Origin of the sequence: Paenibacillus massiliensis 2301065 = DSM 16942 (assembly GCF_000377505.1) — a bacterium.
In the GTDB taxonomy this organism is placed as follows: Bacteria; Bacillota; Bacilli; order Paenibacillales; family Paenibacillaceae; genus Paenibacillus; species Paenibacillus massiliensis.
On the sequence record NZ_KB898191.1, the window covers coordinates 106,592 to 129,400 of the forward strand.

Annotated in this window: 16 protein-coding genes and 2 pseudogenes; 10 read left to right on the forward strand and 8 right to left on the reverse strand. The window is 48.7% G+C overall.

Annotated features, from left to right (window positions below):
• Nucleotides 1-128: 128 nt before the first annotated feature.
• The gene (locus D328_RS0115075; RefSeq protein WP_154659105.1) at nt 129-548 is read left to right on the forward strand and encodes a hypothetical protein; all 420 of its coding nucleotides are present in this window, start codon (nt 129-131) and stop codon (nt 546-548) included.
• Nucleotides 545-936: pseudogene (locus D328_RS0115080) on the forward strand (efflux RND transporter permease subunit); the annotation flags it as partial. The gene D328_RS0115075 and the pseudogene D328_RS0115080, both read left to right, overlap by 4 nt.
• A 147-nt stretch (nt 937-1,083) precedes the next feature.
• Here the strand turns inward: D328_RS0115080 and D328_RS0115085 are convergent.
• Nucleotides 1,084-1,641, reverse strand: a complete 558-nt coding sequence (locus D328_RS0115085) for a TetR/AcrR family transcriptional regulator (protein ID WP_018885855.1) — start codon at nt 1,639-1,641, stop codon at nt 1,084-1,086.
• 264 nt (nt 1,642-1,905) lie between these two features.
• On the opposite strand from D328_RS0115085, the gene D328_RS31775 reads away from it, so the two are divergent.
• Together D328_RS31775 and D328_RS29235 are read left to right on the forward strand one after the other, a co-directional pair.
• A complete protein-coding gene (locus D328_RS31775; protein ID WP_018885856.1) occupies nt 1,906-2,031 on the forward strand; it encodes a hypothetical protein in 126 nt (41 codons plus the stop codon).
• A 422-nt stretch (nt 2,032-2,453) separates the two neighbouring features.
• Nucleotides 2,454-2,966: pseudogene (locus tag D328_RS29235) on the forward strand (IS30 family transposase); the annotation flags it as partial.
• A 54-nt stretch (nt 2,967-3,020) separates the two neighbouring features.
• Here D328_RS29235 and D328_RS0115100 read toward each other — a convergent pair.
• Nucleotides 3,021-5,804 (reverse strand): adenosylcobalamin-dependent ribonucleoside-diphosphate reductase, encoded by a 2,784-nt coding sequence (locus D328_RS0115100; RefSeq protein ID WP_018885858.1) that lies wholly within the window; start codon nt 5,802-5,804, stop codon nt 3,021-3,023.
• A 795-nt stretch (nt 5,805-6,599) separates the two neighbouring features.
• Between D328_RS0115100 and D328_RS0115110 the strand changes: the two genes are divergently transcribed.
• The 3 genes from D328_RS0115110 to D328_RS0115120 all read left to right on the forward strand — a co-directional run bounded on the left by D328_RS0115110 (nt 6,600) and on the right by D328_RS0115120 (nt 10,673).
• On the forward strand, nt 6,600-8,342 hold the full coding sequence (locus tag D328_RS0115110) for a DEAD/DEAH box helicase (protein ID WP_018885860.1): 1,743 nt from the start codon (nt 6,600-6,602) through the stop codon (nt 8,340-8,342).
• Complete coding sequence (locus D328_RS0115115) at nt 8,339-9,331, forward strand: YqhG family protein (protein ID WP_018885861.1); 993 nt, start codon at nt 8,339-8,341, stop codon at nt 9,329-9,331. The genes D328_RS0115110 and D328_RS0115115 overlap by 4 nt, the downstream gene beginning before the upstream one ends.
• A 253-nt stretch (nt 9,332-9,584) precedes the next feature.
• Complete coding sequence (locus D328_RS0115120) at nt 9,585-10,673, forward strand: hypothetical protein (RefSeq protein WP_018885862.1); 1,089 nt, start codon at nt 9,585-9,587, stop codon at nt 10,671-10,673.
• Nucleotides 10,674-11,107: 434 nt separating this feature from the next.
• Here the strand turns inward: D328_RS0115120 and D328_RS0115125 are convergent, their stop codons facing one another.
• Both D328_RS0115125 and D328_RS0115130 read right to left on the reverse strand, forming a co-directional pair.
• On the reverse strand, nt 11,108-12,802 hold the full coding sequence (locus D328_RS0115125; protein ID WP_018885863.1) for a methyl-accepting chemotaxis protein: 1,695 nt from the start codon (nt 12,800-12,802) through the stop codon (nt 11,108-11,110).
• Between the two features lie 331 nt (nt 12,803-13,133).
• Nucleotides 13,134-13,313, reverse strand: a complete 180-nt coding sequence (locus D328_RS0115130; protein ID WP_018885864.1) for a YqzE family protein — start codon at nt 13,311-13,313, stop codon at nt 13,134-13,136.
• 289 nt (nt 13,314-13,602) lie between these two features.
• On the opposite strand from D328_RS0115130, the gene D328_RS0115135 reads away from it, so the two are divergent.
• A complete protein-coding gene (locus D328_RS0115135) occupies nt 13,603-14,349 on the forward strand; it encodes an N-acetylmuramoyl-L-alanine amidase family protein (RefSeq protein WP_018885865.1) in 747 nt (248 codons plus the stop codon).
• Here the strand turns inward: D328_RS0115135 and D328_RS29240 are convergent.
• Nucleotides 14,324-15,325 carry a divergent polysaccharide deacetylase family protein gene (locus D328_RS29240; protein WP_018885866.1) on the reverse strand — a complete coding sequence of 334 codons (1,002 nt, stop codon included), beginning with the start codon at nt 15,323-15,325 and terminating at the stop codon, nt 14,324-14,326. The genes D328_RS0115135 and D328_RS29240 overlap by 26 nt on opposite strands.
• A 234-nt stretch (nt 15,326-15,559) precedes the next feature.
• Between D328_RS29240 and D328_RS0115145 the strand changes: the two genes are divergently transcribed.
• Nucleotides 15,560-16,747 carry an ROK family protein gene (locus tag D328_RS0115145; RefSeq protein ID WP_018885867.1) on the forward strand — a complete coding sequence of 396 codons (1,188 nt, stop codon included), beginning with the start codon at nt 15,560-15,562 and terminating at the stop codon, nt 16,745-16,747.
• A 107-nt stretch (nt 16,748-16,854) separates the two neighbouring features.
• Here the strand turns inward: D328_RS0115145 and D328_RS0115150 are convergent, their stop codons facing one another.
• Nucleotides 16,855-18,240, reverse strand: coding sequence for a PTS transporter subunit EIIC (locus D328_RS0115150; protein ID WP_018885868.1), 1,386 nt, complete (start codon nt 18,238-18,240; stop codon nt 16,855-16,857).
• Nucleotides 18,241-18,498: 258 nt separating this feature from the next.
• Between D328_RS0115150 and D328_RS0115155 the strand changes: the two genes are divergently transcribed.
• A complete protein-coding gene (locus tag D328_RS0115155) occupies nt 18,499-19,698 on the forward strand; it encodes an enolase C-terminal domain-like protein (RefSeq protein WP_018885869.1) in 1,200 nt (399 codons plus the stop codon).
• Nucleotides 19,699-19,724: 26 nt separating this feature from the next.
• Here the strand turns inward: D328_RS0115155 and D328_RS0115160 are convergent, their stop codons facing one another.
• Both D328_RS0115160 and D328_RS0115165 read right to left on the reverse strand, forming a co-directional pair.
• Complete coding sequence (locus D328_RS0115160; RefSeq protein ID WP_018885870.1) at nt 19,725-20,432, reverse strand: GntR family transcriptional regulator; 708 nt, start codon at nt 20,430-20,432, stop codon at nt 19,725-19,727.
• Nucleotides 20,433-20,652: 220 nt separating this feature from the next.
• Nucleotides 20,653-22,728 (reverse strand): methyl-accepting chemotaxis protein, encoded by a 2,076-nt coding sequence (locus D328_RS0115165; RefSeq protein ID WP_018885871.1) that lies wholly within the window; start codon nt 22,726-22,728, stop codon nt 20,653-20,655.
• Nucleotides 22,729-22,809: the final 81 nt, after the last annotated feature.

Sequence of the window (22,809 nt, forward strand, 5' to 3'; positions counted from 1 at the left end):
CATCAAGAATGGTGCACGGTTTGGGTGTAAGTGAAACATCATCCCTTTCCCCTGTGTAAAAAATGAATATTAATACATTTACTGTTAATTCTAACATTACACAGTGCAACTGTGATTTTTCATTTCAAATGATAAAAAGCAAATTTCGCAGTATATATTGGGTTTGTATGAATATAAGGCCCCACTTTGAACAAAAATTTTATACGCACTCTTATATTGTAGATGAACATGATAAGTTGCTTTACGGTAAGGTACTGGAAATTTATCAATATAAATCTGAGGTGCTTGAAGTTACAATAATGGTATTACCTGATGGTTGTTTTGATTTGATGTTTTCTTTTTACGATGACCACATCGAATCACACTTAGTCATTGATGAATCCGAATTTGTGCAAATGAATGTAAACGGGGGTCAGCGTATGTCTGAGTTCTGTATCCGCTTACTTCCAGGATGGCTTGGGCAAATATACACTGCTCCTTTGAAAAACAAACCTGATGATATCAGATATAGCGTAAAATACATTAATAATTTTGAAGTCATTCCATAACTGGAATGCCCATTGGCTTCATGAGCTTCATGAGCATCATGGGAATTATATCACTTGCGGGGATTGTTGTTCGTAACGGCATCGTTCTTATTGAATTTATTGAGGAAGCGAGACGCGACGGGACGGACTTGAAGGAAGCCATCCTGATGGCAACTATGGCGCGATTCCGACCTGTTATCCTTACTTCCTTGACAGCAATCGTTGGTATGGTACCGATTGCCACGATAGGTGATATTCTTTTTTTAAGCCTTTGGCGACAACTATTATCTTCGGTCTGATGTTCTCGACCATTCTGACTCTGTTTGTTGTGCCTTCACTCTATATGGTTGTTACTCAATGGAAGCTAAGGAGGCAACAGAAGAACAGGGATAACAGCAATTTGAGCTAAGGAAAAGTAAAGTTATAAATAATATTTTCACCTCATAAAACAGCGACCATCATGGACGAGAGAATAAAGTCCTAGACTGTCGCTGTTTCATTTTCGAGTTCTTGATGATTCTATTGTCATTTGTATTGCATGAGGAGATCTGCTGGCCTAAACTTTAATGGCTCTCCAACACGCATCCAATGTCTGCCGAATCTGCTCCTCACCAAATGGATATTTCCCTCCCAAATATCCTCTTATCGAAGTAGCAACCATGCCTTTGATGAGATGGCAGCAAAACATTGGATCCATTTCGCTGATGATGCCCTGTCTCTGACCTTCTTCGATAATGGCAAAAATCTCAATCATGGCAGGATTCATCATATTTCTCACTTCTTCATTGATGTATGGAGAATCGCTGTATCCCTCCAGAAACAGAATTTCTTTGGGGAAGTTTAGTCCATAATTCACCATATGTCTTAGAATGCCTTTGGTTCGTTCATAGATAGTAAGATGAGGATCATAGTCGGTCATGATCACCTCGCCCATGTGCATGAGTACACTTTTATAAAGCTCATTAACCAGCTCTTCTTTATTATTATAATAATTATAGAAGGTGCTGGAGCCGACATTGGCTCGTTTGAAGATTTTCGGAAAAGTAACGGACTGTATGCCCTCTTCAATGATCAAGTCCAGCGTTGCAACCCTAATATCCTCTCGCTTACCCATGTTTACCCCTCCCTTTGCGGAAAATATATTCCGTTCGATTATATTTTTGAAAAAATATAATGTCAATAATAGAATTTTTATTCTATTTAAATCAGTATAAAATCGTTTATTTCTATTAATTTTTATGAGGAAAACTTAAAAAAAGAATAAATTTTCTATACTGTTGACAATATCACCTTCAATATTTATTCTAATATTAGAAAATATTTTCTAATATCATCTAACGAAGTTTTCCGAATTTTTATAAATCAGGAGGTCGTATCAATGGTCAATTACAAAGGGAAAGTAGCACTGGTTACAGGTGCTTCATCTGGTATAGGAGAGGCATACGCAAGAGAGCTTGCTGCAAAGTGCCAGGAGCCGTTAAGGGTACTCCTCAGTCCGTTGTAAGGACCGCTTTTCGTGGACTTGAGAAAAATCGTAGCTATGTAGTAGATGGTGTTGGTAATTACTGGGTCGCCAATAGCAGTCGCTTTGTCACGCGTAAATTTATGGCTGCCTTCTCTGAGCGTCTTGGACGCCCTGCATCGAAGAATTAGAAGCTGGATTTTTGAAGAAGCATTTTTTGAGTATATCTTTTTTAGGATGCAACCTGCTGGATACTGGAAGGGAGATGGCGTAGCAAATGCCACTTCCTCTATTTATATGACGGATTGTAATATGAAGTGCGACACCTACTGGAAATAAATATACCAAAGAGCCCATGGCCGGATTCGTGTAGAATGAAGGTTCCTACACCACATTCACACAAGGAGAATCCACCATGAGCTACACACATCTTAGCATAATCGAACGTAGCAAGCTAGAAATCCTCCACCACTCAGCGTCCGAAAGAGGTTCGTTCCCGGGAGACCTTCGGCCATTGGGAACTGGATACGGTGGTCTCGGGTCGTGGGAAAAGCAAGGGCTGCTTGGCCATGTTTATCGAACGCAAAACCCGCTTGTACACTGCCATTCGGATGCCAGACCGTACCGCGTTGTTCATGGAGATTGCCTTTAGTGTAGCGGCCTCACAGTATCCTACCCATGCATTTCAAACCGCTACCGCAGACCGTGGCAAGGAGTTTGCCTGTTACGCCAGCTTGGAAGCTACTCATGGCGTACAGGTGCATTTCGCAGATCCGTATTCCTTCTGGCAACGCGGCTCGAATGAGAATGCCAACGGCCTCTTGCGAGAGTTTTTCCCCAAGGGGACCGATTTCCCCCAAATCACGGATGAAGCGCTGGAGACCGCTCTACGCTTGATCAATCACAGACCACGTAAATGTCTGGACTGGAGAACCGCTCACGAATCCTTTTCAGAGGAACTGTCGCACTTGGCTTGACAATCCGTCAAATAAAAATCACATCAGGCCTATTTCTGCCATGCTCACGAGCCCTCAAGAACAGCGGCTATACCCGCAATTACTACACGTTTTGCAGCCCTCTACATTCATAAGCGAAGCCGATCCGCAGGATGGACATAGATCTCTGGAGGCCGTCGCTGTAAGGCTTGCTGGGTAGGCACCTTTTTCCGTTGTACCATGCTTGCCAGCAGCATCAGTGGCATGACTATCCGCAGAATGGACGTGCTGTCCCGCGGAATTCGCCTTCAACTGTGCAGGCTCCCCATTCGGAGTCTCTACGTCGAGCGTAGCAGCAATCGGAGCCACTTCCAATCCGTGTGCATCTATAGCGTTAGCTTGCACATGCGTCTCCAGTGCCTTGGCCACCGCATCGGCAATAGACTCTACGCGGTTCACACCGAAGCCAATGGCGCCCGAACCGCCAATTCCCTTCAGATGCTTCACTAGCAGCTCTACCTTCTGACCATGATCTCCATAACGCAAGAACAAGGAGCATACTCGGCCAAGCGCCTCAGCCATGGCGAATACATCCGAGCCTGCCTTACCGACATTCAGGAAGATTTCGGCAGGAATGCCGTTCAGATCATTAATCGTAATGTATGCCATCCCGAACGGAGTATTAATCTTGTAGGTCGCTCCGCGTAGCACCTGTGGACGGCTCTTGTACTGCTTGTCCACGACCCTGCCTTGTGCTCCAATGGTTGCCGATGTAGTCGAGCTCGCTTGCACAGTTGAAGAAGCAGCCGCTTTATTTTGTTCACTCGCTTCCGCTGCTCCAGAGATGACAGTAGCATCTGCTTCACCAATAGTATTAGCCTGCGCCTCCTGTGCTGCCTCAGCTCCAGGTGTCTCCTTCACAGGGGCATCCTTGGTGTCTTCGTCCTTCTTGCCAGTCGACAGTACCTGCACATCCCGGCTTCCATCCCGGTAGATGGTTACCCCTTTGCAGCCCAGATCGAACGCCAGCTCATACAGTCTCTTGGTCTCTTCTACGGTGAAGTCAGCCGGGCAATTGGCTGTCTTGGAGATCGAGCTATCTACCCAGCGCTGGATGGCTGCCTGAGCGCGGATATGATCCTCCGCAGACAGATCCATCGCGGTGATGAAGTAATCTGGCAACGACTCACCCGGATGTGCATCCAGCCATTCCTGTGCAATCGGTACGAATTGCTCGTCGAAGCCGAGGCGGCTCTGCCGGAAGTACTTGAACGCGAAGTAAGGCTCAATTCCGGTGGACGTACCTACCATGGTGCCTGTGCTGCCTGTCGGCGCTTGTGTAATGACCGTCACATTGCGTATGCCCTTTTCCGTCACAGCCGCACGGATCTCAGGATAGATCTCCGTCATATTCTTCATGAAGCCGCTTTGCAGATATTTCTCTGCATCAAAGGCCTGGAAGGAACCTTTCTCTTCAGCAATATCAGCAGAGGCCAGATACGCCTCCCGCGCAATGAAGCCATACAACTTGTCCAGGAACTCCAATGATTCGGGGCTACCGTAGCGGATCTTGAGCTTGATCATCAGCTCAGCCAAGCCCATCGTGCCAAGTCCTACACGACGCTCAAGCTTCTGGTTCTGTTCATTTTCTGGAAAATGATATGGTGTCTTATCAATAACGTTATCCAAAAAGCGTACCGAGTAGCGGGTTGTGGTAGCCAGATCCTCCCATGCCACATCCTGCTGCTCCTCGTCATAGAACTTGGACAGATTGATGGCTGAGAGGTTGCAAACTCCCCAAGCTGGAAGCCCCTGTTCGGCGCATGGATTAGTACAGATAATCGGATTGAAATACCAGCTGTTGGACATCTGATTGTAGTATTCCATGAATACGACCCCTGGCTCGGCGGACTTCCAAGCGGATTCGATGATGGTATGCCAGATTTCACGCGCCTTGACGGTGCGATATGGAATGACCTTACGCCCACTGGCCTTCCACTGCTCCAGATCACCATCCCATACCTCGTTATAATCAGGCTCGTTCGTATCAGGGAACGCCAGCTCCCAGTCCAGATCCTCCTTCACGGCCTTCATGAAGCTATTGCTGACACAGACCGAGAGATTGGCATTAGTAACTTGTCCCATAGTCTGCTTCACGGTAATGAAATCCAGCACATCCGGATGCCAGTCATTGATCATTAGCATCAAGGCACCACGGCGACTTCCACCTTGCTCAATCAATCCAGTCGTATAACTAAACAGACCACCCCAGGACACAGCTCCACTAGACGAGCCGTTCACACCTTTAACTACTGCTCGACGAGGCCGCAAAGAAGACAGATTAATGCCTACGCCACCACCACGGGCCATGATCTCAGTCATCTCGGACAAAGTCTGCATAATACCGCCACGGCTATCCTTAGGTGAAGGGATAACATAACAGTTGAACAGCGTCAGCTCATCGCTGGCCCCGGCGCCTGCGGCAATTCGACCTCCAGGTACCAGCTTCCAGTCATCCAGGATGGTGCGGAACTTGGTCTTCCATTCCTGCTGTAGCTCTGGCGTACTCTCTACAGAAGCCATGGCTCCAGCGAGACGATCCCACATTTCCTCTGGCGTCTTCTCGATGTTCAAGGTCAGCTTCTCCACATCGGATTCGACCAGTTGTCCCGTGCGTGTCTTCACAATAACCTTGCGGCCTTCGCGGCTGACAATCTCACCGACCTCCTTGGTCGGGAACTTAGGATCATCCTTCGTCAAGACCAGCACGACATCTCCGACCTTAGCGTGATTGGTATCGGCATCCTTCCATGCATAACGATCAAGGAAGATCTTCTCGCTAAGTCCGGTCAGGCGCTGGGAATGGTGAGTGGTAGTCAATGATAACAACCTCCTGTATAAATTTCAGATGATCTCTAAAATAAGAACTGATAATATGACAGCTAAAGCGTGCTTCTTCCAGGATAATAGAAGTTATAAATTTTCAGCGGAGCTGACCATTCGATTATCGCAAGAAAGCATCAGCTAAACGTAGCCTGTCTTCTGTGAACAGTGTCGTTAGACGTTCCTTTATGTAATATCACAATATATTGTGTGCGAAACATATTATACTATACTATATATGGATTAAATCATTTCGATTTTGTGAATTTTCGTCTTCTTCCTCTATCTCATGACGAATACCCATCATTTTCGGACTCATTCTCTTTTTTTCGTTTTTTCTCCCGCCTGCATATTCAGGATCACTGCTCTTCTAGCTCTTCCTCATCTTCTGCTCACCTTCTAATGACCTTCTGCCATCCATCACTCAACCACTTCTTCTCTGCTACGAATAACCAATGCTTTTCTATTGCCGTTACATTCGTTTCGTCTGGCTCCCGATCCATCTTCCTTGGAGCACATCGCTTCCTTGCATTTGACTCCATACTTTTCTTTCATCTGTGTACATGCCTTTCTTTCCTCTGTATACATCCTCACCATTCAACTATGTACGACCCTTCTTTCATCGTTTCATTCTGATGGAATGACATACTTTAGGTTATGAATCTCCTGCCTAACGCCCATACTACAAATATACTCATATATCCGACTAGCGGCTATGTCATCGGGATCGACGACCAGAGCCCGAACTGCCCGCCTAGTTCGAAAAAGTGACAGCAGAGGGAGGGATGGTTCGTGAATCCGCATCATTCGTCGACAACACAGGATGTCCCCCAGCTGCCGGTACCGGTACAATTCGACCGTGACTGGGCAGAAGAGCTGGATCAGCGTGTTCGCAAAGGAGGACCTTGGGGAGACTGGGATTTGTTCAGGCTTACCATGCAGGCCGAGCAAGCAAATCTGATTCCGAGCTTCGATGAGCTGCAATGCTTGAAGCACCTTCAGGACCTGACCCCGCTCCCCCATCAGTTGGATACAGCCCGCAAAGTTCTGTTCAATATGTCCGGGCGCGCGATTCTGGCTGATGAGGTAGGACTCGGCAAAACGATAGAAGCTGGCATGATTCTAAAGGAATATATGCTTCGCGGCCTGGCTTCCAAAATATTGATTCTCGTCCCCGCCTCACTTGTCCTGCAGTGGGTACGGGAGCTGAACAGTAAGTTCGGTATTACTGCAGTCGCCCAGAAGAAAGCCCATACCTGGTATTCCGATGTGGTTGTGGCTTCCATCGACACAGCCAAGCGCGAGCCCCATCGCGATATACTGCTCGATACCGATTATGATCTGGTCATTATTGATGAAGCCCATAAGCTGAAGAACAAGAAGACCACCAACTACCAGTTCATCACCAAGCTGCGCAAAAAGTACTGCCTGCTATTGACGGCGACACCGGTCCAAAACGATCTGTCAGAGCTGTTTAACCTGATCACCCTACTGAAGCCAGGACAGTTGGGGCGTCAGGGGGATTTTGCAGCCAACTTTGTCGTCGACAAGCGTGTACCGAAGAATGAGGACCAGCTCAAGGAGGAGCTGTCCAAGGTCATGATCCGCAACAGACGTGGTGAGGGGCCCGTCCAATTCACCAAGCGTAATGTATCCAATATCAATCTTCAGCTCTCAGCGGATGAACGTGCGCTCTATGAAGGTGTGACCTCCTTTGTGAAGGATCAATACGAGGCATCTGGCGGCAGTCTCAGCAGCATGCTATCCATGGTGACCCTGCAGCGCGAGGTATGCAGTAGCCGGGACGCCGTGTTCGTAACACTGGTGAATCTGGCGAAGAAGCTGGCACCAGATTCGCCGGTTCGTGACCGGATCTGGGAGCTCGTCGCCGCCATCAAAGCGATTAAAGCTAATACCAAAGCCGAGAAGACGATGGAGCTTGTACGGAACATGAATGAGAAAGTCATCGTCTTTACGGAATACAGGGCCACACAGGAATACCTTCTGAATTACTTCCGTGAACGTGGCCTCACTGCTGTTCCTTATCGTGGCGGGATGAATCGGGGACGCAAGGACTGGATGATGGATCTGTTCCGGGGCAAGGTGCAGGTGATGATTGCAACAGAAGCCGGCGGCGAGGGCATCAATCTGCAATTTTGTCATCACATGATTAACTTCGATCTTCCATGGAATCCCATGCGTGTAGAGCAGCGGATCGGAAGAGTACACCGGCTTGGTCAGCAGAATGACGTCCAAATCTATAACCTGTCTACCCAAGGCACCATTGAGGAGCATATCTTGAACCTGCTGCACGAGAAGATCAACATGTTCGAGATGGTCATCGGCGGCCTGGACGTTATTCTGGAGCGTTATGAACAGCAGGAGAACATTGAGAAGAGTCTATTCAAAATTATGCTGGAATCGAAATCGGACGAGGAGATTCGCAGTAAGGTGCATACACTTGGTCATTCCTTGGAATCCATCCGCCAGGAGTTGGGCACACAGGAAAGGACTCAGGGAGGAGCCCATTCATGAGCATGACTACCGAACAAGTACAGCAATTCGTTATGACCTATCTGGAGGCGACTGGAAGCACCATTATTGAGAAATCACCCTGCCATGTGACGGTCAAGCTGTCGCCTGAAGCAGACAAAGCCTTAACGAACCGCCCTTACTATTGGGGCTATGTTGAACGGACGGGAGTTCCAGCTGAGACGATGTCATTCACCTTCGTATTTGACAAAGCTGCCTACGATGAAGAGCTGGTGGCTAAAGAAGCATTTAGACATTCGGGCAAGCCCGAAACCCCGAGCGGGTCCATCAACCCAACCCAGATGAACGGTAGTGCTGGCGAGGACAACTCAAATAACTCACTCCTCTCCAGGTATATGGGGGCGCTTCCTCCTATGCCGCAGTTGGGGCCTAATCGAATCCTGCGTGAGGATGTTATCTATGGCAGCCGCAGACTGCAGCAGATCTTCGCAGCTGCCAAGGACGGGGGCCGATATGTGAATCTCTTCGAGCTTCCACTCCAGCGACAGCTCAATGCGCGTACACCCGTTATGTATGAGAGCTGGCTTGGCGCATGCTTCAAGGTCGAATTCACCTGCGATCTCAAGCGAGAGGAGCTGCATTTTCTCGGCATTTCCTTGCGCAGCGGCCAGATTCAGCAGGATTTCGGTAAATTGCTGAACCGCAAGCAGTTAAGTCCGCAGATGGCAGGCAACATGCATGTGCAGACAGCCAAGCTGAGTATACAGGAGGCGACTCGTGCCCTGGAGCAGCATGTGCTACGCCAGATCCAGCATCGCGACTATTCCTGGGCCGATCAGGCCAGAGAACGGCTTGCCGAGGAGCTGAGCGTCGTGGATCTATATTACGAAGATCTATTGAAAGGACAGGATGAAGAGCGTCAGACCACCATCCGCGAACAGTTTCAGGCCCGCAGGGAGGAGATGCAATGGCAGTACGAGCCTAAGGTCGTGGTATCTGTCATGAATTGCGGTCTCTTTCATCTAAGATAACGACGATTACCTCCCCACTGCACAAAAGCTGCACAAAATCTGGTCAAGGCTACTCACGATTCGCCTATATATGCTATAAGCTGGGGACTATCATCTTCCAAAAAGAGGAATATCGACAGCGGACTGCGGCATATCCTGCTAGAGAGACACCGACAGGTTGCGGCAGTCTTTTTGGCAGGATCATATTATGCTAGACGTGTAGGGACAAGCACTCTTGTTCGATACCTGTCCTGCAGAAGAGGTGAGGGAACGTATGAACCATTCAGCATTTCGTAAAAGCGTGGGCATTCTGACAGCCGCATTGATCGGCCTGTCATTGCTCCATCCGATGTCTTCAATGATCAATAAGGCTGCAGCTGACTCCGCAGCAGAGCTTCAAGGCTCTGCTATACAAGATATACAGCCTGTTATCTCGGCTCCCCCTCCTGTAAAAGCTCCAGATACAGGGGTATATCAAGCTGCACCAAGCATCGTCATGCGCGCTGCTGAAGCCGCAGTACGTACGCTTGGGAAGCAGGCTGCCTTCGAGGATTGGGCTGCGGGGCAGCTTCAATTCTACCCACTGGGGCCTGGTACACATAGCTGGCTCGTACACGTGAATCAGAAGAATAGAGTGATTGGTTACATGATTTTCACCCAGCAGCAGGATGGCACATACCTACTGAACGAATATGGCGCAGGGGACCAGATTCCCTACAGTATGAATACGCTGGAGCATGCTCTGGAGCGGATCGCCATTGCTGAGCCTGAGCGCGGCATTGCTCCCAGAGAGCAATCCGCCATTCAAGCCTACTATACGGCTCCCATGACAGCCTATTGGGCAGTCCGCTCCGGTAGCCATGACGAGCTTCTCTATATAGATGCCTTCACTGGGGAGGAGCTGCCCTTGAAGGCCAATGAGCTTTCTCCAGCTTCAAAGGTAGGGCCTGAGAGCAGGGCTGCTTCAATGGAATTGGCTAGTCCTCTGACCGATGCTGCCGATGCAGCGCTCTCTACCGCTACAGCAGATTTATCCCCTTATGAGCATCTGGGCTGGCTGACCTCCAAGCCTCTGCCAATCCGTAACCATCAGCAGCTGGAGCAAGCATTAGCCTCTTCTCCACTGGTCTATAGTGCTACAGGGGCAAACTACGCTTATGGCGGACCACTTACCTTGAGCGGCTTGCAGCGCTGGAAGACTGTACCTGCGCCAGACGCACACACAGCTACATATGTTCGGGTGACCGGTAGCAGTGAGGCTATACGCTATGTACCCGCTTCGCGACTACTGGAGGCAGGCAGCTTTTATACGTTTACAGGTCAGCTTACAGGACAAGCTACAAGGCTATCTGCAGGCCCATAGAACTCCAATAGAGAAATAGACAATAGATCAAACAGATCAAGAGATCAAGAGATCAACAAGATAATTCTCAGACATTTTTTTCTGAGCTGCACTACAAAAAGCCTAGCACCTTCACCTATATAGCTCAACTCATCACGTCCGTCCTGATACTGCAATAATTCCAGCTTCAAGCTTAAGAACTGTACACTAAAAAGGCTGCTAGCGGATCGTCACCGATCATCTAGTAGCCTTTAGGTCGTTATTTAGAATTCTTATTATACACCATTTTGTCTTACCTGCAACAAATCAAGGATGAAGACATCGTACATAACTTTGAGCAGGTTTGGCTAGAAAAAAGTTATGCACCTATGGAATAACTTATAATATCAGCACGTTATCAAGATATTTGTATGACTCAGGATGCTTATATGTGTCGTTAAATAAGCCTGTTATGTTTACACCTTGAAACGATTGATGGCCTGCTGCAGCTCCTCTGCCATGCTCGCCAGATCTGTGGACGCTGCGGAGATCTGCTCCATCGCCGACAGTTGCTCTTCCGCCGTAGCGCTCACCTCTTCGGTGCCAGCCGCCGCACTTTCAGTAACCTCAGTAATCGTCTTCATGTTCGCATTAATTTGTTCCAATCCAGAAGACATGGTATCAACAGCGCTGTAGACTTCCTGCGTCTTCAATGCAGAGCTGCTGACAGCCTCACGGATTTCTTCAAAGGCTTCGCCGGATTTATTCACAAGAAGAATACCTTCCTGCACCTCCGCTGTTACCTCACTCATGGATTTCGAGGCATGCTCCATACCTTTATCAATGGCCGCCACGAGCTTCACAATCTCATCCGCCGAACGGGCGGATTGATCAGAGAGCTTGCGGACCTCTGATGCAACAACCTGGAAGCCCCTTCCATGCTCACCTGCTCTTGCCGCTTCGATCGCAGCATTGAGAGACAAGAGATTCGTCTGTGCTGAAATTTCCGAAATGCTCGTAACCATTTGACCAATCGCCTGGGAGTGAGTACTAAGTTCATCAATGACGGAAGCCAGACCATTGACTGTCTGATGGATGGATTGCATCTGCTCCACAGCCGATTGTACGGACGCTGCACCTGACACAGTCATCGTCGAAGCGCCTGCGGCCTGCTCTGTCATACTTTGGGTATTGTCTTTAATCTGCTGGAAGCCTACCGATAATTGATTCACAGACTGGAAGCTCTCATTAACCATATGTACCTGCGTATCCATACCAGAGGCGATACTATCCATGGTTGTTGCAACCTGCTCTGTAGCTGCTGACGTCTGCTGCGTGCTCGCTGTCAGCTCCTCGGAGGAAGCTGCCACCATTGAAGCGTTGCTAGCTACCTGATGAACCAGACTGCGCAGGTTATCTGTCATCGCATTGAAGGCCTTGGCCAGCTCACCTGTCTCATCCTGATTGCGAACGACAACAGCTTCACCTGTCAGATCCCCCTCGGCAATGCGGGTAGCTGCCTTGGATACTGCGATAATCGGTCTGGAAATGAGTCTGCCGATCAGCAATGCAATACCTGTACCAAGAAGAACAGCTACGATACCAATAATCAGAATGTTCCGAAGAACGGTACTAATTGTAGTATTCGAGTCTACGATTGCTTTATCCAGCGCCTTCTGCTGGAAGTCTTCCATAGCGGTGATTGTGTTCAAAAAATCAGTAATCAGCTCGGGACCTCTAGTCTGTAGCTGAGCCCTAATCTCATCGGTGTTGTCCTGCTTACTGAGTGCAATGATCTCCTGACCGAAGCTGTAATAATCCGCACCTACCTGATCAGCATGGCCAAGAAGGTCAATCATGTCTTGTTCTTTGATTGTTTTCCGAAGTTCTGCACTGATCGTCTGATACTCTTTGTAAAGCGTGTTGAACTGCTGTTCTCCTTCCTCGTTCGCTCCGATCACATAGGTTCGAATCGTAACCTGCTGAGTCTTGGAATTAATCATCATGTCCTTGATTTGTAGTAACTTGGTTGTACGGTTCTCTACAACCTCAGTAAATGTCTGCTTCAGAGAAAGAAATTGAGTATAAGAAATTGCTACAACAGCAGCCAACAGCACGAGCACACTTAGAAAACCTAATAATAATTTACGACTAATAGATAGGCCCTTCACGTGTCATAACCCCCCAAAAAAATGTATGTACATCTCTTTCCAGTCTAAAAATCAGGTCTTTTTTCTTAAAATTATTGAAATCACATACAAATAAATAGTCTTTGAGACCTACCCCCTTTCCTTTATAAGCATATATCGACTAAATGTCATTTATTTTAAAGAGCAATCCTTAAATCACATATAAAGGGATACAAACTATGCTCGAAGGCTAGTCCACCAAGTGATTGTCAGCGCAAAAAACCTCCCCCTTCCACGAATTTCCGAGACGTGAAAAGAAGAGGCTTCATAAACCTGGCTTCATGAACCTTTTGGCTGTTATCAAAGGGAACTGTCATTCCCTTCTGCGTGCCGAACGTAGCCACATGTGTATGGAGAAGGGCAGCATGCCGAACCAGCGAGTCCGCCACTGCTCCCTGCCATGTCTGCGCTCGCGCCGCTCTGAACGTGGGGTGCTCATGTATTGCACAACCTGCTCCGTAATGTATTTGACCAGATCGCTACTGGAAGCCATGATTATTCCTCCTTCATGTGCTTAGATGCTTAGTATGAATCTCTGTCCTGTGTAAAAGGACCCTATCTATAGCATGTACAGGAAGGCACACATGTAAACGTAATTAAGACCCATCCAGACTTCAATCCATAATAACGGGGCCATTCCTACCCCTATATGGAAATGAAAATTGTGTTTTAGCTGCATGATCGTTGGCATGATGGGCTGCCACAAGACCACTGCGTATATTATCCTCTGTGCTACACATCCTAATGGCAAATACGTCCATCTTTCAGGAGGATCACCCAAGATGCCCACATTTCTGATGAAATCAGTTATCGGTGCACTGATGTTCACACTGCTCCCTTCACTGACAGGCAGCAGCTTCACAGGATCGACAGCTTTACGCGTTGATGCTTCTTCCACCCCTCTCCCGCAAGAAATAACACAAGAGGACGTGCCACACCACCCGATCTTCACAAGTCCTGTCATTATCATTGATGCCGGTCATGGAGGAATTGACGGGGGAACCAGCCATCATGGTGTGCTTGAGAAGGAAATCAATCTGACCATCGCACGTAAGCTGTATCTTTTATTACACAGTAGCGGATATGCAGCCGTATTGAACCGGGACGGGGACTATGCCCTCAGTGAGCACAATCACTGGATGAAATCCTCCAGACACCGCAAGGATCTCGCTCAGCGCAAGAGCTTGACAGAGGAGCTGCCCACCGTCCTGGTCGTCAGTCTACATGCCAACTGGAGCAAGCGTTCGGATCGTCAGGGCCCTATCGTTCTGTATCAGCAAGAAGGACATAGCTACCTCTTGGCTGATTGTATCCAGCAGGCCTTGAATCAGCTGCATGGGACCTCACGGCTTTCTGTGAGCGGCAAAGCCTTCTTTTTACTCAATCACATCAAACAGCCTGCCGTGATCGTAGAGACGGGATTCATAAGCAACGAGCAGGATCGACGCCTACTTCAATCGACGGCAGGTCAGAAGGCTATTGCCGATTCCATCGCGGATGGCATTACTCATTATTTGTCGGCATGGTAGGATCAGGTCTCCAATACCATACATCGCTGATCAAGGAGCTCAGTCCCACAATGTCGGCTTGCTGCTGAAGCTTGGGGAGCGAGGAACGGATAGCCGCTGACGTATGCAGACCCGATAGCCCAACATGTCCAATCGTGACACAGGTGTCATGCTCCCGGAACCAATCTGATACAACGTTCATCTGCGAGAAGATATGGTTACGATCATACTTGTGATCGAGGAAAATATCGTTACGAACAGGCGGCAGGCCCTTCGTAGCAGCAAGCTCGGGAACAACGGATCTGTAGTTAGTACGGCTATCCACAAAAAACATTCCACGCTCCTTGCATACATCCAGCACGATGGACATGATCCGCTTGTCCGATGTGATTTTTGAGCCCATATGGTTATTCATCCCTACAGCGAAGGGGACGTCCGCGATGGCCTTCTGCACACGCTCACGTACCTCTGCATCAGTCAGTCCTGAGGTAATGGCCCCTGGCCCCAACCACTCGGGCCTTCCTTTGTTGGGCTCCATCGGAAGATGTACAATGACCTCATGGCCTCTACGATGGGCATCGGTAGCATCACGCTTGGTCGTAGGAAGAAAGGGCATGACCGCAACCGTGATTGGAACAGGTAGATCAAGCATCTCCTTCGTCCCTTTCATGTCGTTGCCGAAATCATCAATAATGATAGCCCATTTCTTGCGCTTAGAGGCTAGAGGAGAAGGCGATGTTGTATCTTCTGTTACAGTATTGGCTACATAAGACCACTGTCTCTGAGCCTTAAGCTCCTTCGCAGCATGAATATCGGCAATTCCTCCCTCTACCTGCCCTCCACTTGCATAAGTACTGGCTGTGTGCGGCATTAACGTACATACAAGCAGCATGGAGATGAACAAGAGCCCCCATCGAGCCTTGCTTTCTAGGGTTATTCTTAGTAGGCTCTTGCTCTTCAGATACTTATAACTCAGGGATTTACCATCCTTTTTCATCGCATTTTCCTCCTCGTTACTCAATCCCAAGTAATCCATCTACCGTACTTTTCAGCCAAATGTTCTAATACTGCGAACACCTTCTTAGACATGTGCCTTCATTGTGTGAGGAACGGGCAGGAAATATGTACGAATTGCTCACTCATTCCCATTGACTTTACTGGAAAAAAACCAACTTTCTCGCTATACTGAAATATATCCCGACCTAATAGCTTGGAAATGGAGGCTTTATATATGCTTACTCGCTCCAAACTTTCCATCCAGAAAGAAATCTACAATCGTATCTCCTACATGGGAACGGCCTCCAAGGCCGACCTGATGCAATATTTTCCGCTGACCAGCAGCAGCATGACCCGTACACTCGACGACATGACCACGTCAGGAAAAATTATCATCTCCGGGCTTGGCAACTCGACCGGCGGACGCAAACCGATTCTATTCCAGACCAATCCTACATACCGTTATCTGTTCGGCCTGGAAATCTCGCGAATCAAGTCCTCCCTGGGCCTGTATGATATGCATCTGAACCGCCTCGCTTCTGTGCGCTGGATCATGGATGCCGAGATGACACCCGAGCGTCTGGTTGATCTGGTGTCCGAGGAGGCTCAGCGCTTCATGTCGGAGTATCGTATTCAGCCTCAGGATGTGCTAGGCATCGGCATTGGAGCCGTTGGACCACTTGATGCACGCAAAGGAGTCATATTAAAGCCTGAATTATTCCCATCTGCAGCGTGGGTACAGGTTCCGATCTGCGACATGCTTCAAGAGCGGCTGAATATACCAGCCATTCTGGACAATGGCTCCAATACTGCATTGATGGGCGAGCACTGGGCTCTGCATAATGAGGATCTGAAGCATATGCTCTATGTTCATGCGGGGGCTAGCATCCGTTCAGCAATGATGTCAGGAGGTTCTATTGTCCGAGGAGCCGTCGATACAGAAAGTGCAATCGGTCAAATGGTGATTCAGGCGGATGGTCCAAGATTGCGTGAAGGAGGAAATTACGGAGCGCTCGAAGCCTATGTATCTGTTCCTGCATTAGAGCATCGCGTTCGCTCGCAGCTCAAGCTTGGTCGTCCCAGCCTCTTGAGCGGTCTACCCCTGGGGGATATTCATTTCTCCTCCTTGATCGAAGCCTTGGAGCAGGAGGATACGCTCGTCAAATCCCAATTCGCCGAAACGGCTGCCTATCTGGGAATTGGCCTTGCCAATCTCATCAACACCTTGCACCCGGAGTATGTCATTCTGGGCGGAGCACTCATTAATGCTCATTCTTTGGTCTATGAGACAGCTATCGAAGTAGCCAAAAGCAACCTGTACCACTACCCTGAATATAGTCCGCATTTCTCCCAAGGCCAGCTGCTGGACGAGGCTGTGGCTACGGGTGCCGCTGCTATGCTATTACATGAATGGGAAGGCTAAGGCGATCGCTTTTCGCTGAAAACTTATAAATTCTATTATCTACAAGAAAAAGAGAGCAGTGCTTCTCCACCTACAAGAGAAGCACTGCTCTGTTAACTTTTAGAGTATTAAATTACCGGATTCGATTGCTTGGCCACTTCAGCTTTGCTAAGCAGCAAATAGCTGATCGTGAAGGACAATACGATGGCAATAATCATGCCTGAAATCGCATACACGAAGTAAGGTCCGATATAGGCAGGAATACTGAAAATACTCGATAATACGTAGCCATACAGCCTTACGCCGAAGAAGCTTATGAAGGCCGATGCCACAGAGCTCGCAATAATCGCCGCGAGGAAGGCCTTCTTGAAGCGGGCCAGGACGCCGAACAGCGCTGGCTCGGTAATACCCAGCAGCCCAGAGATCGACGCAGACACGATAATTGATTTCTCCTTGGCAGTGGTGCTCTTGAAATAGACTGCGAAGGTAGCACCTACAATCGAGAAGTTCGCCATACACATCATTGGCATCAGCATATCCCACCCTTGGGTGGCGAAGTTATGCAGTGCGATCGGTGTCATGGCATGGTGCATCCCCGTAAATACAGCGAGCGGACGAATCGCCCCTACTACGACCCCTGCAAATACAGACGAAATATCAAACAATCCCTGGATCATCCAAGCTAGGCCATAGCCCAAATAAATCCCGATCGGACCGATCACAGCAAGAGCCAGCAGACCAGAAATGAACAGCGTAAGTGTAGGTGCGACTACAGTCCTCAGCACTTCTGGAACAACCTTGCTTACGTACTTCTGGATATGGCTCATCGCCCATACAGCAAAAATTATCGGAATAACGGTTCCGGTGTAATTAAATACAGGAATCGGTATAAAGCCTAGGAATGCAAAGGATGAAATTTCCCCAGCCTTAGCTGCATCAACCATGGTTGGGAACATAATGGTGGCTGCAATGGCAACCGCCAAATACTCATTAGTCTTGAAGATTTTGGCTGCCGATACTGCCAGGAAGAATGGCAGGAAGGTGAACACACCGCTCGCTATCATATTAATAATCTGCACCGTCGGACTCTGATCCGAAATATAACCAAGTGCAAGCAACCCGGACAGCAATCCCTTGATCATCCCCGCGCCAGCAATGGCAGGAACGATCGGTCCAAATACACCCGATACAATGTTCATGAATAACGTGACCAGGCCTGTCTTTTTCTCTGGCTGTGAGTCCTTAGACTCTTCCTGATCTGCGTCCCCGATCTTCAGCTCCTTAGCGAGTGCATTGTAATATTCTGTGACTTTGGGACCAAGGATGACCTGAAATTGATCCTGGTTGAATTGTGCACCAAGCACCGCTTCGAGACCCTTGATCTTCTCGACATCCACCTTGCTTTTATCCTTTAGATCAAATCGGAGTCTGGTCATGCAATGCCAAGCGTTGTCAATATTCTGCTCCCCACCGACGCCAGAAATGATCTCCTGTACCGTCTTCAATGTACTCATCGAAAATTCTCCTGTCTGTTGAAAATTGAGTTTTGGTTCCGTTTACACACTGAATGGTATCACAAAGATCACGCGATAAAAAGCAGTCCAAAATTCACACCACTTCCCAATAAAACGTTGATATAACAAGGTTTTTGTTGAATTAAATATAAAATTGGTCTGGTTTATTTTACAATCCGCCACTTTTACCCGACCAAATTGATTCTGCATTTCAGACGTGTTTCAATAAAGTTAGATTTCTGAGAAAAGAGGAGAATTATGAACCCTTCCCTGATTACAAATGTGGAATGTTTTGTGCTAAAGCCGGATCGCCATAACCTGGTGGTCGTCAAGGTGACAACAGATAATAATATGGTCGGGCTCGGCTGCGCTACGTTTCAACAGCGTCCGAAGGCTGTTCAGCTCTTGGTAGAGGAATACCTTAGACCCATACTCATTGGAAAAGATGCCAACAACATCGAGGATCTATGGCATATGATGATGGTAAATTCCTATTGGCGGAATGGGCCCATCACGAATAATGCGATAGCTGGCGTGGACATGGCTCTGTGGGATATTAAGGGCAAACTGGCCGGCATGCCGTTGTACCAGCTTTTTGGAGGAAAATCGCGGGACGCCGTCCCTGCCTATACGCATGCTGTAGCTGATAACATTGAGGAGCTGTACCATGAGGTGGACACTCTTCTCGCGCAGGGCTACAAGCACATTCGCTGTCAGCTCGGCTTCTATGGAGGGAACCCTTCGCAGCTGCATACACCAGAGCAGTCTACACCTGGCTCTTATTATGATCAGGACGAATATATGCAGACAACCGTCCGCATGTTCGCGCAGTTGAGAGAGAAGTATCAGCATCGCTTCCACATTCTGCATGATGTGCATGAGCGGCTGTTCCCGAACCAGGCTGTCCAATTTGCCAAGGATCTGGAGCCGTACAAGCCTTATTTTATCGAGGATATTCTACCGCCAGACCAGAACGAATGGCTGCAGCAGCTTCGCTCACAGACCTCTACTCCAATGGCCACAGGCGAACTGTTCAATAACCCGCTAGAGTGGAGGAGCCTGATTGCGAATCGACAGATTGATTATATCCGCTGTCACGTCTCCCAGATCGGTGGCATTACCCCAGCGCTCAAGCTGGGCGCCCTCTGTGAGGCCTTCGGGGTTCGTATTGCCTGGCATACACCGTCTGATATTACGCCGATCGGGATTGCCGTGAACACACACTTGAACATTCATCTGCACAGTGCAGCCATTCAGGAGAATATTCCGATCAAGGAGAATACTCGCAGTGTATTCTCTCCAGTGCTGGATGCCCGGAACGGATATATCTACCCGCTGGAGCATCCGGGAATCGGGGTAGAATTCAATGAGGCTGCGGCGCTTAACTTTCCGGTAGAATATCGCATGCACGAATGGACACAGGCCCGTCTACCGGACGGCACGCTGATGACACCTTAGGGCTACTCCCTCTCTGATATGCGTACTTATTGATTTCTTCGCTTGTGATGCGCATTGTTGAATGCGGTCAAGTAAGTGCATTTATAATCAATCGCCACAATCTCGCTCGTCTCGAATATGATGCCATTATTCAGAATGCCCCGGCTTGATATCTTCATAGCCGGGCTTTTTCTTTTTTGCTGCAGCAATGTGGCCTGTTCTTTATTCAGTGCAATAGCCTCATAGGTATTGAGATAGTGAGAGATGGTGTATTTATGCTTTTTGACAAAGGACTGAATGGAATGCTCGGCATCCTGAATCGTAAGCATGGGAAATAGCCTCACTGGCAGCCGGGACTGCTCAATCTGCACCGTCTGATAATTCACGATTCGTACACGCTGATAGGTCCAGACCTCCTCCTCACTGGTGATCCCGAAGATCTGCTGATCATTGGACGTCGCTGGCTCCCGGACCAGTTCAATGACCTTGGAGGTGATACTGGAGTAGGGATTCTCCGTCAGAGAGTTATAGATGAGCGGGCTAGACTGTATATTTTTCTCAATGAAAATTCCCGAGCCCTGGACGACCTTAACCATCCCCATATAGCGCAGCTTCTGAATCGCCTCATGAATGGTATAGCGGGATACCTCATACTGCCTGGCAAGCTCTCTTTCGGTGGGCAGCTTCAAGCCGGGAAATTGATTCTGATAAATTTTGCTAAGCAAATCGTGAATGATAAATTCCTTCTTCTTCATGCTTTATCCCCCTGAGTCCATAATGCCGACACCCTTATCGCTCCTAAACACATCTGCGGACTTATCATCGAACCTCTGCTATGAATCCGGTTATCTATAATCTAAAAAAAGGTTCCCCAGCGGCACAGGAGTGCCACTGAAAGAACCTGTATCTACATGGACGAGTTACATTATAGCACACGCTATAAGCAAGTCAACGAAGTATGGATTGTATGACTGACTAATCCACCTTGAAGCGTGCTGTCAACTGTTGTAGCTCTTGTGCCAGATGGGACAAGTCTGCAGAAGAAGAGGCTACCTGCTGCATGGACGCCAGCTGCTCCTCAGAAGCCGCCGCTACCGTCTGGGCATGACCCGAGGTGTCTTTCGCGATCAGCGCCAATTGATCTACGGTCGCATGGATCTGCTGAGAACCGGCCATGAGCTGCTGGGAAGAGGAGGAGATTTCATTGCTTTGGTCATGGATGTCTGCCAGACCACGCACGATCTCTTCGAAGATGCGCTCGGCCTCTGTGGCAAGATGCGCTCCCTCTCCTACCTTGCTGCTGGTCACGGTCATCGCTTGCGAGGCGTCAGCATTCCCCTGCTGAATGGCCTTAATCAGCTCGCTGATGCTATGAGCCGCTTCACTCGAACGCTCTGCGAGCTTCTGCACCTCACGAGCTACCACCGCGAAGCTCTTGCCATGCTCACCTGCCCTTGCCGCCTCAATTGATGCATTTAATGCCAGCAGATTCGTCTGGCTGCTCAATTCCGAAATAAAATGGACGATGTGATTGATCTCCCCCGAATGTTGATCCAGCCGTTGAATGACCGCAAGCGTCGCCGCATTGTCCCCCTCCAGTGTCTTAAGGAAGGTTGCAGCCTCCTTCATCTGACGTCCACCATACTCCGCCTGCTCCGTAATACTGGCTGTTGTACGTAAAGTAGTCAGAGCGTTGTTCACAACACGCTGGACTCCTGCAGCCATTTCCTCCATTGCAGTTGCCGTCTCTCCTGTTGAGAGTCTCTGGGTCTCTGAGCCGGAGGCTACCTCCTGGATCGCCAGCACAACACTCTCTGTCACCTTACTGCACTCGTCAGAGCTGGTACTCAGCTGCTGGGAGGCAGACGCGACCTGGTGCGAGCTCTCACCGATCTTCTCCAGCAGCTCACGAATATTCAGAATCATGCCGTTGAGATTCACGGCCATCGCTGCGAATTCGTCCTTCCCTGCAATGGACAGCTGCGAAGTGAATTCTCCCTGAGACAGATGCTTGGACAATGCATTTACCTTTTGCAGATTTCCTGTAATCATTCGACTGTAGAGCAAGACAGAGATGATAGCGATCACCACCCCGCCGATCGAGATGACCGAGATCCATAAGAGCAATGAATTCAAGGGGCTGAACAGCTCGCGCTCTGGCACAGTAAGCGCCAGCACCCATCCGCTTTCTGGAAGCTTTTGATAGTACAGTCGGTAGGCTTCCCCTGCATCCGTATAAGTCACCATTCCATGATCATTTCCCATGATTTCCGTAGCCAAGCCTGCCAGCTCAGAATTCGGATCATTAGCCAGCTTCAGCTTCATAACCTTGTCCTGATCTGGATCAGCCAGATAGTTCCCCTCTCCATCCAAAAGGGTGGCCCATCCCTCCGTGCCAACTGCCGTACCCTCTACCAATTGCTGAATCGTAGCCAGGTTCAGATCTCCGGTAATGACACCTGATAATGAGCTATCATCAGCGAAGAACGGATAGGAAAAGGTAGCCATCGTACTGTCCGTCCCCGGGTCGTAATACGGAGGTGTGATGCCTTGCTGCTGCATGCCGTTCTTATACCAATTCTGTGAAGGATAATCGTAGGAAGGATCACTATACTCCTCGGTGGTTGCGAATCCTTGTCCCTCCCGATAGGCATAGGTCGAGAAATATTCCGTCGCTGAATCATAACGAAAGGGTTCAAAATATATACCTACGCCAAAGGAATCCGAATTCGACGCCAGCACCTTGGTCAGTATGCTCCGATATTGCTCCAGTGTATATGTAGTGGATTGACCTTCTACGCTCCGCGCTACAACTTCAGGCAGCTTGCTGTGAATATTCAGACGGGCAGAAATCTGGCCTGATATATCACTAAGCTGACTGCTCATTCGCTGCTTGATTTGATCCTGAATGAGCTGTCCCGAATACCAGTAGGAGAAGCCCGTAACCAGCAGCAGCGTTATGATAAATGCGGGGAGCAGACTGGCTAAGGTTTTGACTCGCACGGTGTGGAAATGAGGTCTCTGTAGTCTAGGCCGACGTTGCATATTCATGAAAACTCCCCCTGAAACTGTTGTGTGAGCATTTGCATGCATGAGGCTCTGCAAAATGCTGCTATAAAGAGGGTTGTGCTG